Annotated in this window: 12 protein-coding genes and 1 pseudogene; 10 read left to right on the forward strand and 3 right to left on the reverse strand. The window is 44.9% G+C overall.

The genetic code is table 11. The annotated features are described in order from the left end of the window. Positions 1 to 83 precede the first annotated feature (83 nt). From ACG95_RS01055 to ACG95_RS01065, 3 genes and pseudogenes are all read right to left on the reverse strand, one after another. Positions 84 to 919 (reverse strand): annotated as a pseudogene (locus tag ACG95_RS01055) (energy-coupling factor transporter transmembrane component T family protein). Positions 920 to 921: 2 nt separating this feature from the next. After that, positions 922 to 2622 (reverse strand): ABC transporter ATP-binding protein, encoded by a 1701-nt coding sequence (locus ACG95_RS01060; RefSeq protein WP_047998712.1) that lies wholly within the window; start codon positions 2620 to 2622, stop codon positions 922 to 924. A gap of 4 nt (positions 2623 to 2626) precedes the next feature. Further along, entirely contained in the window at positions 2627 to 3187 is a 561-nt protein-coding gene (locus tag ACG95_RS01065) for an ECF-type riboflavin transporter substrate-binding protein (RefSeq protein ID WP_047998713.1), read from the reverse strand. 588 nt (positions 3188 to 3775) lie between these two features. On the opposite strand from ACG95_RS01065, the gene ACG95_RS01070 reads away from it, so the two are divergent. From ACG95_RS01070 to ACG95_RS01115, 10 genes are all read left to right on the forward strand, one after another. Next, a complete protein-coding gene (locus ACG95_RS01070) occupies positions 3776 to 4492 on the forward strand; it encodes a GntR family transcriptional regulator (RefSeq protein ID WP_047998714.1) in 717 nt (238 codons plus the stop codon). 144 nt (positions 4493 to 4636) lie between these two features. Further along, entirely contained in the window at positions 4637 to 4966 is a 330-nt protein-coding gene (locus ACG95_RS01075; protein WP_047998715.1) for a helix-turn-helix domain-containing protein, read from the forward strand. A gap of 23 nt (positions 4967 to 4989) precedes the next feature. Further along, positions 4990 to 5778, forward strand: coding sequence for a hypothetical protein (locus tag ACG95_RS01080; protein WP_047998716.1), 789 nt, complete (start codon positions 4990 to 4992; stop codon positions 5776 to 5778). 34 nt (positions 5779 to 5812) lie between these two features. Beyond that, positions 5813 to 6625, forward strand: coding sequence for a hypothetical protein (locus ACG95_RS01085; protein ID WP_047998717.1), 813 nt, complete (start codon positions 5813 to 5815; stop codon positions 6623 to 6625). Positions 6626 to 6936: 311 nt separating this feature from the next. Next, complete coding sequence (locus tag ACG95_RS01090) at positions 6937 to 7428, forward strand: alcohol dehydrogenase (RefSeq protein WP_082137271.1); 492 nt, start codon at positions 6937 to 6939, stop codon at positions 7426 to 7428. A 339-nt stretch (positions 7429 to 7767) separates the two neighbouring features. Then, positions 7768 to 8139: a cupredoxin domain-containing protein gene (locus ACG95_RS01095; RefSeq protein WP_047998719.1), complete on the forward strand. Its 372-nt coding sequence runs from the start codon at positions 7768 to 7770 to the stop codon at positions 8137 to 8139. Positions 8140 to 8156: 17 nt separating this feature from the next. Continuing rightward, positions 8157 to 8429 carry a cupredoxin domain-containing protein gene (locus tag ACG95_RS01100; protein WP_047998720.1) on the forward strand — a complete coding sequence of 91 codons (273 nt, stop codon included), beginning with the start codon at positions 8157 to 8159 and terminating at the stop codon, positions 8427 to 8429. Then, positions 8429 to 10369: a copper-translocating P-type ATPase gene (locus tag ACG95_RS01105; protein WP_047998721.1), complete on the forward strand. Its 1941-nt coding sequence runs from the start codon at positions 8429 to 8431 to the stop codon at positions 10367 to 10369. The genes ACG95_RS01100 and ACG95_RS01105 overlap by 1 nt, the downstream gene beginning before the upstream one ends. A gap of 299 nt (positions 10370 to 10668) precedes the next feature. Then, entirely contained in the window at positions 10669 to 11586 is a 918-nt protein-coding gene (locus ACG95_RS01110) for an ABC transporter ATP-binding protein (RefSeq protein ID WP_047998764.1), read from the forward strand. Positions 11587 to 11591: 5 nt separating this feature from the next. Further along, complete coding sequence (locus ACG95_RS01115; protein WP_047998722.1) at positions 11592 to 13211, forward strand: ABC transporter permease; 1620 nt, start codon at positions 11592 to 11594, stop codon at positions 13209 to 13211. Positions 13212 to 13345: the final 134 nt, after the last annotated feature.

The following is a 13345-nucleotide window of genomic DNA, read 5'->3' on the forward strand; positions in this document are numbered from 1 at the left end:
CACAAACGATTGAAAGTGCACAATTATTCGTATTCCTAGGCTATGCTCGGCAGCAACCCGCCTTTTGTCCCACTCTTTTGATGTTATTTAAACGGATTCCAAAAACGGCCGCCATTAACTTTGAAGAGTAAAATCCCGAGCAAAATAATCAATAAAACGATGATCAATGCGAGGTAATCATTGCGACGAAAACGCTGGGCCATATACCAAGTACGGTGTTTGCCCTTACCGAAGCGCCGTAGTTCCATGGCTTGACTGATGACTTCGATTCGGTCGAGACTGGAGAAAATCAAGGGCAGCAGAATCTGAATTCCACCGCGAGCTCTAGTCATTAGTGAGCCTTCTTCGAAATTTCAAAGCCACGGGCCTGTTGCGCTAGGCTGATCGTTCGATAGTCTGTCTGAACATCAGGGATGTAACGAAGGGCAATCGCCACCGAATAACTAATGCGGTAGGAAATCCCGATTTTGTTCAAACTAGCTGCAAATTCACTCGGATTGGTTGTCATCAGGAAAATTAAGGCCAATGGAACCGCAAACGTATATTTGAGCAGCAGGTTGAATTCATAGAAAAGTTGTTCAGTCGTCAAATTGAAATAGTGGTCGTGACTACCCAACAAGATGTGCTCCGTCCCATAGATGCTTACGCCATAGTGGGGTGCAAAGACGTAGACCATGATTAAGTTCAGAACGGAAAAACCGATAATCACGTTCAGGACAAAGGAAATATCTTGATACCGGATCTTGGCAAAACGGAAGAGGATCACGGAGAAGAGCATGACGCCGATTAAGTAGCGGGTGTCGTAAGTCATCATACCGATGATCGATAGTCCAACGAAGCAGAGCAGTTTAGTGCTACCACTGAGCCGGTTTAAAAAAGTATGTTGGTCATTATAACCAATCAGCAGGTCCCGTTGCATGGTTAACGTTCCTCCCGTTCAGTTTGCACAAACTTGGCGACAAATTCTGTCGGATCAAGCTGGTGCATTTTCGCTAGTGTATATAGACTAGTTTCGGCTAGTGAAGCGCGCTTAATAATGTCACTGTCAGTTAAAACGGTGGCTGGAGCCGCGTCCATTATAATTTGGCCGTCACCCATGACGATGGTGCGATCTGTATATTCGAGCATCAAATGCATATCATGGGTAATCAGCATAATCGTGATGTGTTGTTCGCGGTTAATCTGAGTTAAAAAGGTCATCATTTCAGTGTAGTGCTTCAAATCTTGACCAGCAGTTGGTTCATCGAGAATCAGCATGGCGGGTTCTAACACTAGAATTGCCGCAATCGTGACTCGCTTTTTCTGACCAAAGCTGAGGGCCGCAATCGGCCAGTGACGGAATTCGTAGAGCCCATAGACCTTTAGGACGGCTAACACGCGTTGCTTGATGGTGCCTGGATCAACGCCGCGCAGGACTAATCCAGCGGCTACTTCATCGTAGATCAGCGTTTTAGAAATCATCTGGGTAGGATCTTGTAAGATATAACCAATGTGATCAGCGCGTTCTTTGACTGATTGGTCAAGTAAGGAGTGGCCATCAAAGGTAAGTTGACCTGACTGCGGTGTTAGGAAACCCGTAATGAGGTTGCTCAACGTTGATTTACCCGTCCCATTTTGGCCGACCAGACTGATCATTTCGCCACGATGCAAAGTAACGCTAAGATCGTTAACGATTGGTGCTGTGGGTTGGTACCCAAACGTGAGGTGGTCAATGGTCAGCAAGTCTTCGTCATGAACGACGGGGGTTGCTAGATCAACACCGGTAGTCCACTGTTTTAAGTTGGCTGTTAAATCGGGAACTTGTAGTTTTGATAAGTCGTCAAGATGTTCACAAGTATTGAGATTAACGCCAGCTAATTTTAAAGCGGATAGATAAAGGGGTTCCCGTAAACCTAGTTGGGTCAGTAAAGACTGTCGCAAAATAGCTTCAGGTCGGTCATTGGCAACAATTGCACCATCTTGCATGACGATCAAACGATCGATTGGCTGTTGAAGGACATCTTCAATGCGGTGTTCAATGATTACGACGGTGAGTTCCTGCGACCGACTTAACTGATCAATTAAGGCCATTGAAGCCTTCCCAGAAGCGGGATCAAGACTAGCTAGTGGTTCATCGAATAACAGAATCTTACTATTATCAATGAGAACCCCGGCCATGGAAACGCGCTGTTTTTGGCCACCTGATAGTTCTTGGGGGCGGTGTGTCAATAAGTCATTAAGATCTAGAGTTTCAGCCCATTTTTGAGTTGCTTGTTGCATCACTGGTTGGGTCTGTTCGTCATTTTCCAGTGAGAAGGCCATATCTTCAACGACGGTGAGGCCAACGAATTGACTGTCGGGATCTTGTAAGACCGTTCCCACATCTTGTGATAGCTCAAAAATGGAACTGTCAGTAATGACTTGACCAGCAATCGTAGCGGTACCGCTGATATTTCCTGGATAGGATTGGGGAATCAGGCCATTCAAGCAGCGTCCCAGAGTTGATTTACCAGAACCCGAAGGCCCCGCAATCAAGACTTTTTCCCCTGGATAAATATCTAAGTCAATGTGGCGCAAGGTTGGTTCCGTCTGGCTATTATATTGAAACGAAAAGTCTTGAAAGCTGATAATTGGCTTTGTCATGGGCTTAGCGTTCCTTAGTTAAACTGCTGCGTTGGGTCCGCGTCCGCGCATATAGCACTAATAAAATGGTTCCGATGATGGCAACTGAAAGGGAATCAGTGATCCAAGTTACAACGCCTTGAACGTAGACCTTGTTGGCTGGTTCGTGGTAGATCAGAATGTCACCAGTTGGGGCGAGTAGGACCCAGCCGATAAAGTTAACGATGATCTGGTAGATATTGAACCAGATTAATTTAGATTTACCAAGGACGCCATTTTCAATCTTCAAACGGTTCTTAGCAAACCCGAAGGCTACCCCAATCAAACCGTCAACGATGATCCAAGTCCACCATGGTGAGCCGTATGTAACGAAGTCGTTAAGGGTGTGACCGATGAAAACGGCCAGTCCAGCAGCGACCGGGCCAAAGATCGCACCGAGTAGTGCTAAGAAGCCCATGGCAACGTTGATCTGAGTGTTTGGAACCCCAGTTGGAATAGCGACGAATTTCATGAGGACGAAGATCACGGCTGCACCGATCCCGGTGGCGACAACGGTACGAATTGAATTAGATTGGTTCTTTTTCATGGTAAAACGCTCCTTTAAAATGAAAATGACTAGTGACGACGAATAACTGGATAATGGCAATTAAGACTGTTGGACAGATGAAAAAAGGCAATAAAAAAGCGCGCCTAAAAGCGAATGCTTTCTAGGACGCGTTTGCGTGGTACCACCGAGATTTCCCCTATACTAAGGGCTTGTCTTGATCGTAACGAATCGCTCCGACTAGGGTAACCCTAGTAGCTTCTCCAAGACCATTTTCAACTAAGGCCGTCATCGCGTTACACCAATCTACGACTCTCTCTGGGCGTTACTTAGCATACTTATCTCGTCACAGCTTTTCTCATCTGAATTTAACTATTCCAGCATACGCCAAACGCCCAAGTGGTGCAAGTAAAACCGAACAGTGAAGCCGGTTACATGGCTATTGAACGGAAAATTGCGTTATTTTATGGCTGTTTGAGGATTCAATGGCTCCCTTATTCGGTATCAGTAACGATTTAGTAAGGGAATTAATTAAACATAGTACATAAAAGTATATACAAATGATTTCATTTAGCTACTAAAAGGGGTAAACTAGTTGACAAGATCGAGTGATGAAAGGGTGTGAGACGTATGGCTTACAAATATGAAACAATTGCGGATAGTTTACGACAAGATATTAAATCAGGGAAATATACCCCGGGTGAATTGATGCCTGACCAAAATAAATTGGCTGCAACTTTTGATACGACTAGAATTACGATTCATAAGGCGATTCAGTTACTGATTATTGAAGGAATGGTCTATTCCAAGCGTGGCGCCGGAACCTTCGTGCGTAAAGACTTTGGTTTAACTGAACGACGACAAGAAACATTAGTTGATCGACCACTTGGAACGACACAGACTAATGAAGGTAAGAAGGTTACTAGTAAGGTCTTAGAACTGCAGGCCCGACTACCTACTAAACGTGAGGCGGCGCAACTATTAATCGATGAGATGGATCCCGTTTACGTGATTCGGCGGACGCGGTACGTTGAGGATAAGGTATGGGCGTATGAACATACCATTATGCCAACTAGTATTGTGACGTTAACGAAAAAGGTGCTGGAAGGTTCAATCTACGGTTATTTAGAGAAGACGAGTGGCAAAACGATTGCTGGCTCACACCGGATTATTTCGGCGTCTAAAGTAACAGCGGATGATGTTGAGGCGATGGGCGCGGTTCTTGATGATCCCGTCTTAGTGATCAATCAGATCAGCTACATGGACGACGGTCAGCCGTTTGAAGTATCAGAATCACACTTTCCATACGCAACTAGTACGGTCGTTGCGGACGTTCAAGTTCATTAATGAGATCGGTAACCGCGGTAATCAGTGGCTGCCGATTTTTTGTTGAATAACGGGATCTGTATTGCATTCAGTTGAGGAGAAGACCATAATTAAATCAATTTAAAAAGTAAGCGCTTAATGTAGCGTTAAAGGGGGACTTTAATTATGGCAGAAGATTTTTATCAACGATTAATCGACAAGTATCAACCAATGACGGAAGCAGCTTTCTTAGTACTCGTGAGTGTTCGAAAGCCGATTACAAGCGATGCTATTCCACAAAAAATCGCAGAATTAACTGATGGTAAGTTGCAGCTGGGGTTGGGGACGCTATTTACCAATCTACACGCGATGAAAAGGGATTATCTCATGACGGAACGAGTGGATGAGAACGATGTTTCTACCTATGAGATTACGGGGAGTGGCGACGCAGTGTTGGCAGCCGAGCGGGATCGGTTACGACTGTTGAACCAGATTTGTGAGAACGAAAAATTGTAAGTTAATAGGGGGGAGTGACGCAGATGTGGCGTTACAAAGTAATGATCAAAGGCTCTGAAAAAGAGTTAGCGTGGTTGAATCAACAGGCACAACGGGGACAGCTGTTACAGCGGATTCATGGTGACTGGTACCAGTTCAAGGCAACATCGGAGAAGTACCGCCTGTTTAGCGAGTACGTGACTAACGATGTGGCGACAGAAATTCAAGAACAAACTTCGCCATTTGAAGTCTTAACGACATTGCAGTTAAAAGATCCAGAGGTACAAGTTATTTATACGGGGAGTACCCAAGTCGCATTGCAACAAGCCCGGGTGGATCAGCGTGATGCGCCGTTACAGTTAAAGATTGCGTTGGCGCAACGTGGGCATTTCCTGAATAGCATGAATACGATACTTTTTGTCGGGCTAGGCTTGCTGATTGTGCTGATCTTGACGAATAATATTTCAGAGAATCTCGGGGACCTCTATGTACTACTCTGGATATTAATTGGTGGTCACCCCGCATTGCAGGCTAGACGCATTCATAAAGAAGCTAATGAGTTACGGATGATCACGCAGCAGTACGATGATGCGTGGCGGCCCACGATGCACGTTTTCTTGAAGAATATGGCTGAAGACTTGGATACGGAAAAAGTAGCCAGCTTGGGTGCTTGGAGCTTTGTTGGCAAGGATCATAAGGGCATGTCATGGTATGACGTTCGAACGCTAGCTAGCGAGTCAGAAATCAAGCAAACGGTGCAGAAGGTGGTTGGTCCAGATGTTACAGTAACTATCGTCAGCTGGCTTGGACTGGCCCCACTTGGCTATATTTGATTCGGATAATAAACAAACTTTGGAAGCGATATAAATGTGGAAACATCGATTTTTAATTAAGGGTTCACAGCAGGAAACAGAATGGCTCAACCGGTTAGCCAAAAAGCACTACTTATTAGCTGGTATTCGTGGAAACTGGTATCAATTTGAGCGTGTAGAAACTAGCTACCGGGTTTTTAGTGAGTACGTTTCACAGGACGTAGTTACGGCAATGACTGAAGAGAAGTCAGCCTTTAAAGTATTGGTAACGGTTCAATTACAGGACCCTGACGTTCAAGTTGTGTATACCGGTAGTGATCAGCCAATATTACAGACAACGACGATGGCGCCCAGTGATCCGCAAGTGCGTTTGAAAGTTGCCTTGCATCTGCGTGATCAAGCGATGAATACAATCAATCTCAGCCTCTTTGCGGGTGTGGTCGTCTGGGGATTGATGATTATCTTTGCGATTCGGCAAGGGAGCGACACGTTCATAAGTTGGGCAGTGCTAGTCAGTCTGATTGGGATATTTGCACTACTACGCTTATACCGTGCGGCACATAATTTACAGAAGCAAATCGTAAAGTTACGCCGGGATACTGATGAGTATGACGGTGCGTGGATGCCTACGATGCACGTCTTCATTAATCAACTCACAGCGGATTTGGATGTTGAGAGTGCAGATCTCAAATCACTGGGACGTTGGACATTGGTAGGACACAGCAAGAAAGGCCAATACTGGTATGATTTGCAAACATTGGCTAATGAGAAGGAGATTAAGCAGTCGTTACGGGTTGATATTCCAACCACGGCGACGGTTAACGTCTTCAGTTGGTTAGGATTAGCACCAGTTATGTGGTTTGTATAGGGTGTTAGTGAATGAGGTTAGTCGATTAATATTCGACTAACCTTTTTTCGTTAATATAATTTTTATAAAATAAATAATAGTAAGTGACACAGAATAACAATAGTAGTATTCTGAATAAAAGACAAAGCTGGAATAGGTTGAGTGTTTAGAATTAAAAATGTAATTATTAGAGCTTAAATAAATTATGCTATGAATATTTTCTGATTCGTCACAAATATTTCATAAAATCGGGTTAACTTATAGTTAGTAGATTTAATCAGTTTTGAGTGGTTAATAAAAGTATTGAAAGAAAATATAGTGAGGTGATTTTGATGCGACTTAAAGATTTGACTGGTGAAACCTTCAGTCGGTTGACCGTAATTGAACGGGCTGAAAGTGCACCAAATGGAAATGCTCGGTGGTTGTGTCAATGTTCATGTGGTCAAAAGGTGGTTGTCGATAGTTACCGTCTACGTAAAGGAATCACGAAGAGTTGTGGTTGTTTACGCGCAGATGTTAGTCGTCACAACATCTTTGAGAACCCCAAGACTCGTCAGAATATGGGGCGGAGTGACAACTTACCACTATATCAAGGCACATCGCTTGATCGTTTGAAACCTAATAGCCGCAACCGAAGCGGTGTGATTGGCGTGTCATTTGATCGCTGCTCACAGAAGTGGGTTGCACGGTTAATGTATCGCGGTCAATTGGTACTTAATCAGCAATTTGCTGATATGGACGATGCGATTACGGCCCGTCAAGAGGCAGAACAACGTTACGTGATGCCTGTCTTAGAAGAATATGAGAAATCAAGTGCGGAATAATTGAACGTACATAAATTAAGTATCGCCAGGAAACTGGTGATGCTTTTTTTGTGTCATTATTTCCCGGGAAATGATGATTAGACTATTCTAAAACGGTAAATAGATGCTTGAAAAGACTGAGACTTACCGGTGTTGTTTAGGGAGTAGAACAGCGATTCACGTGGGTTTTCTAGAGGCTTTATGGTGGCTAGAGTGTTTTTTTGGGGATAAAATATCAGTTTATTGTTTACATCTGTAAACAAAAGATGTATATTATATTTACAAATGTAAACAAAGACTGCGAAAAGACGTAACCAGTTCAGTTGAAAATAAAAGCATAATTAAATGGAGGCAGTTCAAATGGATAAATTAATCGTATTAGTTGTTGGTGTTGCCGCAATCGGGTTTATCGTATGGTGGTTTTTCGGGCATCACGAAGCCAGTGCAGCTGAGGCACAAGTTTCTGAACAGGCACAAAGCATTGATATCGTCGTTAATGGTGGTTACTCACCTGAGCACGTGGTTTTGAAAAAAGGAACGCCGGCTGTGCTTAATTTTACGCGTAAAGACGCGTCTGGTTGTTTAGATCACGTGGTCTTTCCAGACTTCGGGATCAACCAAGAATTACCACGCGGCGAAAAAGTTGCCGTTGAAATTAATACCGAGCAAGCAGGCGAATTTTCTTGGGCCTGTGGGATGGACATGTTTCATGGCAAAATCGTGATTCAATAAAAAGGAGAAAATAAATAATGACTAATAATATTCAAGAAGTAACAATTACCGTTGATGGTGGTTACTCACCAAGTACAATCAGTTTAAAACAAGGCCAACCAGCCGTTCTTAAGTTTATTCGGCAGAGCACTAAGGGGTGTTTGGAAGTTGTTAAATCTGATGACCTTGGATTTGAAAAGGACTTACCAATCGGCGAGGTCGTAAAGATTGACATACCTACCGATCAAGCAGGTATTTACCGGTTTAGTTGTGGAATGGACATGGTCAGTGGAGAAGTGGAGGTTGTTTAATGAGTACAACTAAACGTTTTATCATCGCCCTAGTGTTTTCTTTACCAATGCTGGTGCAGATGATCTTGATGCCGTGGGGATTCATGCTCCCTGGTGCCCAATATACCCAGTTTGTATTAACGACAGTTGTGATGGTTGTTGCAGCTAGCCCATTCTTGCGTAGTGCGTGGGCGTCATTTAAGAAGCACCACTCGAATATGGATACGCTGGTCGCAATTGGGACCATAACAGCCTACTGCTACAGTATCTACGCCATGTTCACTAATCAGGCTGTCTTCTTTGAAAGTGCGGCTTTGGTTGTTACATTTGTCCTCTTAGGGCAGGTTTTTGAAGAACGGATGCGGAAGAGTGCTTCTAGCGCTGTCGAAAAATTGATCAATTTACAGGCGAAAGATGCGGAAGTGATTCGAGACGGTCAGTCAATGGTCATTCCGTTGTCAGAGGTCGTCGTTAACGACATTATTCGTGTGAAACCGGGCCAAAAGATCGCGGTCGACGGGGTGATTACTGAAGGAACCTCAACGATTGACGAATCTATGGTTACTGGTGAAAGCATGCCAGTAGTGAAAAAGGCTGGTGACCAGGTTATCGGTGCGACCATGAACAGTAATGGAACTTTCCTATTCCGGGCCGAAAAAGTTGGTAACGAAACAATGTTGTCACAGATTGTGGACTTAGTGAAGAAGGCGCAGACCAGCCACGCGCCGATTCAAAATTTGACGGATAAAGTGTCCGATATCTTCGTGCCAATTGTGCTGATTATTGCCATTTTGACATTCATGGTCTGGTTTGCAATACTAGGTGCTTCAATGGCAGTCTCATTGATTTTCGCTGTTTCAGTTCTAGTAATTGCGTGTCCTTGTGCATTAGGATTAGCGACGCCAACTGCCCTGATGGTTGGAACTGGTCGTAGCGCTAAACTAGGAATCTTAATCAAAAATGGTGAAGTGTTGGAAGCTGTCAACGATGTTAAAACAATCGTCTTCGATAAGACCGGGACGATTACCGTGGGCAAGCCAGTTGTCACTGATATTGTTGGTGATCAAGAAGCGACGTTGAAGATTGCAGCGGCATTAGAGCAGTCATCGGAACACCCACTTGCCGAAGCAATTTTAAATCGTGCTGAGGAAGATGACGTGAAGCAGACGTTTGCAGTTACTGACTTTGCGGCCGTTGAGGGTAAGGGGGTTACGGCTAAGCTCGATAATGGTCAGGCCTTTGTTGGTAATGCGAAACTATTGGCTGATTATGACATTGAGGCTGACTTGAATGCTGCGATGGTGAAACTTCAAAATGAAGCTAAAACGGTGGTTCTAGTCGGCTTCAACAATCAAATTGTTGGCTTGATTGCTATTCAAGACGCACCTAAGGAAACCTCTGCAGCTGCGATTCAAGCCCTGAAGGACCAAGGCTTGAAGACCATTATGTTGACGGGTGATAATGTTAGAGTTGCCGAAGCTGTGGCTAAAACCGTGGGTATCGATCAAGTGATTGCTGACGTCTTACCGAGCGAGAAGGCTAACTACGTTCAATCCTTCCAACAGGCTGGTAAAGTGGCTTTTGTGGGTGATGGAATCAATGATGCACCCGCACTGACCGTAGCTGACGTTGGGATTGCCATGGGTTCTGGGACCGATATTGCCATTGATTCTGGTGGGATTATTCTAGTTAAGAATGATTTACGCGATGTTAGCACGGCCCTTGAATTGAGCAAGAAGACGTTCAACCGTATTAAGCTCAACTTGTTCTGGGCGTTTGTCTACAACGTACTTGGTATTCCAGTTGCTGCGGGCGTGTTCTACGCAGCAGGGTTGACGCTGAGTCCAGAACTTGCTGGTTTGGCCATGGCGTTCAGCTCGCTATCCGTTGTGATTAGCTCATTACTGTTGAGCAAGACGCACTTAAAGTCGCGGACGCAACCAGTTATTGCTGCCGAATAAAGGACAATAATAATCTTGATATCTAAATAAAAATTACATTATTAATGGCAGTCACTAAGCGTTTGTGCGGCTTAGTTGCAACTGCCGATTAGTCATGATTAACTGTAGCTAACGAACCCCGTTAACTACAGTTTTTTTGGTTAGTTAACAGGACGCAATTCCTGGTAGCAAGGGATAAATACAGTTGATGATGGTCAGCAAGCTAGTCGTTATTGACTTGTTTATTAGGGGCGCTTATGATGTTTTTGAAAATGAACGTGGGACCTTGATTGAATGGTCCTAGGATGGGAGTGAGTATGATGACTAATGAACCGTTACTAAAGGTGAAGCATTTGCAGAAGCGTTTCGGTAAGTTTCAAGCGTTGAGAGATGTTGATTTTGCGATTTATCCCGGGGAAGTATTTGGCTTTATCGGACCAAATGGCGCGGGAAAGTCCACCACGATTCGAGTATTACTGGGTATTCTGAGAGCTAGTGGGGGTAATGCTGCTATTTTTGGCCAGGATGTCTGGAAAAATAGTGTGGAGATCCATAAGCGCATTGCTTATGTTCCCGGCGATATTTATCTGTGGCCCAATCTAAGTGGTGGTGAAATCATCGATCTCTTTCTAAAGTTGAATGGTGAGAAGCATACTAAAAAGACAGATGCGCTCATCAAACGATTTGAACTAGATCCCCGGAAGAAGGCGCGCACTTATTCTAAGGGTAATCGGCAAAAAGTGGCTCTAATTGCGGCTTTGTCAACGGATGCTGATCTTTATATCTTTGATGAGCCGACGTCGGGACTCGATCCGCTGAATGAACAGACTTTCCAAGATGAAGTGTTGGCCTTGAAGCAACAGGGTAAGAGTGTCCTATTATCCAGTCATATTCTATCGGAAGTAGAAAAGATGTGTGATCGAATTGGGATTATTCGTGAGGGACGGATTGTTGAGACCGGGACATTAGCTGAAATGCGGCGGTTGACGCGGACCACCATTGATGTGCAAACCGTTGAACCGACGCCGGAATTGGAAACGCTGGATGGGGTACACGGCATGACGATGCAATCCGGGACCAACCATGTCAATTTAGCGGTAGATAGCGACCAATTAACGGCGGTGATGCAGTATTTAACTAGCCATCAACTCATTTCATTGACAACGACGCCACCAACGCTTGAGGACTTGTTTATGCGTTACTACACGGCGGATCAGCCAACTACTGATGGGAAGTGACTCACATGCGATTGACACAGTTATTGGGGCACACAGGATTACTGATTGGACTGAATTTTAAGCGTGATTGGAAAAAACTATTAATCTGGATTGTCGTCCTGACTGGTTTACTTACAATGATTGCGGCTAAGTTTGACAGTATCTATGGGACGCAGGCTTCACGTGATGCTATTGTTAAAACACTAAAAATGCCCGCAATGGTCTCGTTATTTGGCGCGTTTACTGCTCATGCGCCGTATACAACGGCTAAGGTTTTCGCCACTGAAATGGTCGTTTTTATTGCCATATTTATGGTTATTATGAATATGACGTTAGCGGTGGCAACGACCCGCGGTGATGAGGATGACGGTTTACTAGAATTGATTCGCGCACACGCGGTTGGCCGTTTAGCGCCGTTGTGCGCGGGTGTCGTGGAACTGACGGTAGTTAATCTAATCGTTGGTGGTTTATTCGGTATTGGTCTGCAGATTGCCAGCTTACCGGGTGCTGATGCTGCGGGTAACTGGGTGATTGCAGTTGGCTTGGCCGCGCTAGGTTGGTCGTTTGGGATGATCACATTGCTGATTGCTCAAGTGACCAATAATGCCAGCGGTACGACGATGTTGAGTTACACGGTACTTGGCATAATGTACGTGGCGCGGATGATCACGGATGTCAGTGACCCACGATTAACGTGGTGGGTGCCATTTGGATGGATTGAAAAAATCAACGCTTATCAGACCAATCGCTGGTTGCCAATCGGTTGTTATTTACTATTAGGGATAATATGTCTGGGTGTTGCAGCACTTCTCAACAGTCAGCGTGACTTAGGTGCTGGTTTGATCGCACCGCGCCGGGGTCGATCCAATGCTAGTGCTTGGTTACAGGGACCAGTAACATTAATTTGGCGCCAGTCGCGTGGGCTAATCGTCGCGTGGTTAATCGGTAATTTTGTGTTAGGTGCGTCCTACGCTTCCGTCTTCAGTACGATTGGCGATATTGCCAAGAGTAACCCGATGATCAAACAGCTTTTGGGAACTAGTGCCCTGGCAGCGGCAAACCGCGTGGTCGTGAAGAACTTCATTGCGGTGCTTGCGATCGTGATGGTTATTGTGGCGCTAATTCCGGCCGTTCAATTGATGTTGAAGCTAGTTAGTGATGAGCAGAAAGGCTATTTACACCAAGTCTACGCAACGGCGACATCGCGATGGTATGTGTGGGCCAGCTATACTGGCTGGGCCATGGTAACTGGCATGGGAGTCCTAGCGTCCGGATTAGTTGGGATGTATCTAATGGGCCTGGCTAGTATGAAGGACCCTATCAGTTGGCTAACTTACTGGCACGTCTTTTTAGCCTACGTTCCCGCCATGCTAGTCATAATTGCGGTAGCTAGTGTGTTAACCGGTTGGCTGCCTAAATGGCGTTACTTAGCCTGGGCGTGGGTCTTCTACGGTTTCTTCTCCTTGTATTTAGGTAACCGGATTGACCTCCCTAAATGGGCCCGCCGGTTGACACCATTGGGATTCGTCAATAAAGTTCCCATTAAGGCGCTATCATGGTCGACAAACTGGTGGTGTTTAGCGTTAACGATTCTAATACTAGTTGTAGCGGCGATTGGATATCGGCGCCGTGACCTAGCACAATAGTTGAAATGCACGCCAGAAGTCAGTTTATATCGCTTAATCTAAAATTAGGAATTGTTTCAAAGCTTGAAGGAGCCTCGGCTTTACCCGTTAAAGCTCACAAACTAATCGCCTCAGCGCCACGCTATTTCTAAAAA

Source organism: Lactiplantibacillus herbarum, assembly GCF_001039045.1.
Classification (GTDB): Bacteria; Bacillota; Bacilli; order Lactobacillales; family Lactobacillaceae; genus Lactiplantibacillus; species Lactiplantibacillus herbarum.

Bases quoted from the DNA above. Each gene is read 5' to 3' on its own strand.
- ACG95_RS01110 (WP_047998764.1), top strand. From the start codon at position 10,669: ATGACTAATGAACCGTTACTAAAGGTGAAGCATTTGCAGAAGCGTTTC.
- ACG95_RS01060 (WP_047998712.1), bottom strand. From the start codon at position 2,622: ATGACAAAGCCAATTATCAGCTTTCAAGACTTTTCGTTTCAATATAAT.
- ACG95_RS01090 (WP_082137271.1), top strand. From the start codon at position 6,937: ATGCGACTTAAAGATTTGACTGGTGAAACCTTCAGTCGGTTGACCGTA.
- ACG95_RS01095 (WP_047998719.1), top strand. From the start codon at position 7,768: ATGGATAAATTAATCGTATTAGTTGTTGGTGTTGCCGCAATCGGGTTT.
- ACG95_RS01075 (WP_047998715.1), top strand. From the start codon at position 4,637: ATGGCAGAAGATTTTTATCAACGATTAATCGACAAGTATCAACCAATG.
- ACG95_RS01100 (WP_047998720.1), top strand. From the start codon at position 8,157: ATGACTAATAATATTCAAGAAGTAACAATTACCGTTGATGGTGGTTAC.
- ACG95_RS01070 (WP_047998714.1), top strand. From the start codon at position 3,776: ATGGCTTACAAATATGAAACAATTGCGGATAGTTTACGACAAGATATT.
- ACG95_RS01105 (WP_047998721.1), top strand. From the start codon at position 8,429: ATGAGTACAACTAAACGTTTTATCATCGCCCTAGTGTTTTCTTTACCA.
- ACG95_RS01115 (WP_047998722.1), top strand. From the start codon at position 11,592: ATGCGATTGACACAGTTATTGGGGCACACAGGATTACTGATTGGACTG.
- ACG95_RS01085 (WP_047998717.1), top strand. From the start codon at position 5,813: ATGTGGAAACATCGATTTTTAATTAAGGGTTCACAGCAGGAAACAGAA.
- ACG95_RS01065 (WP_047998713.1), bottom strand. From the start codon at position 3,187: ATGAAAAAGAACCAATCTAATTCAATTCGTACCGTTGTCGCCACCGGG.
- ACG95_RS01080 (WP_047998716.1), top strand. From the start codon at position 4,990: ATGTGGCGTTACAAAGTAATGATCAAAGGCTCTGAAAAAGAGTTAGCG.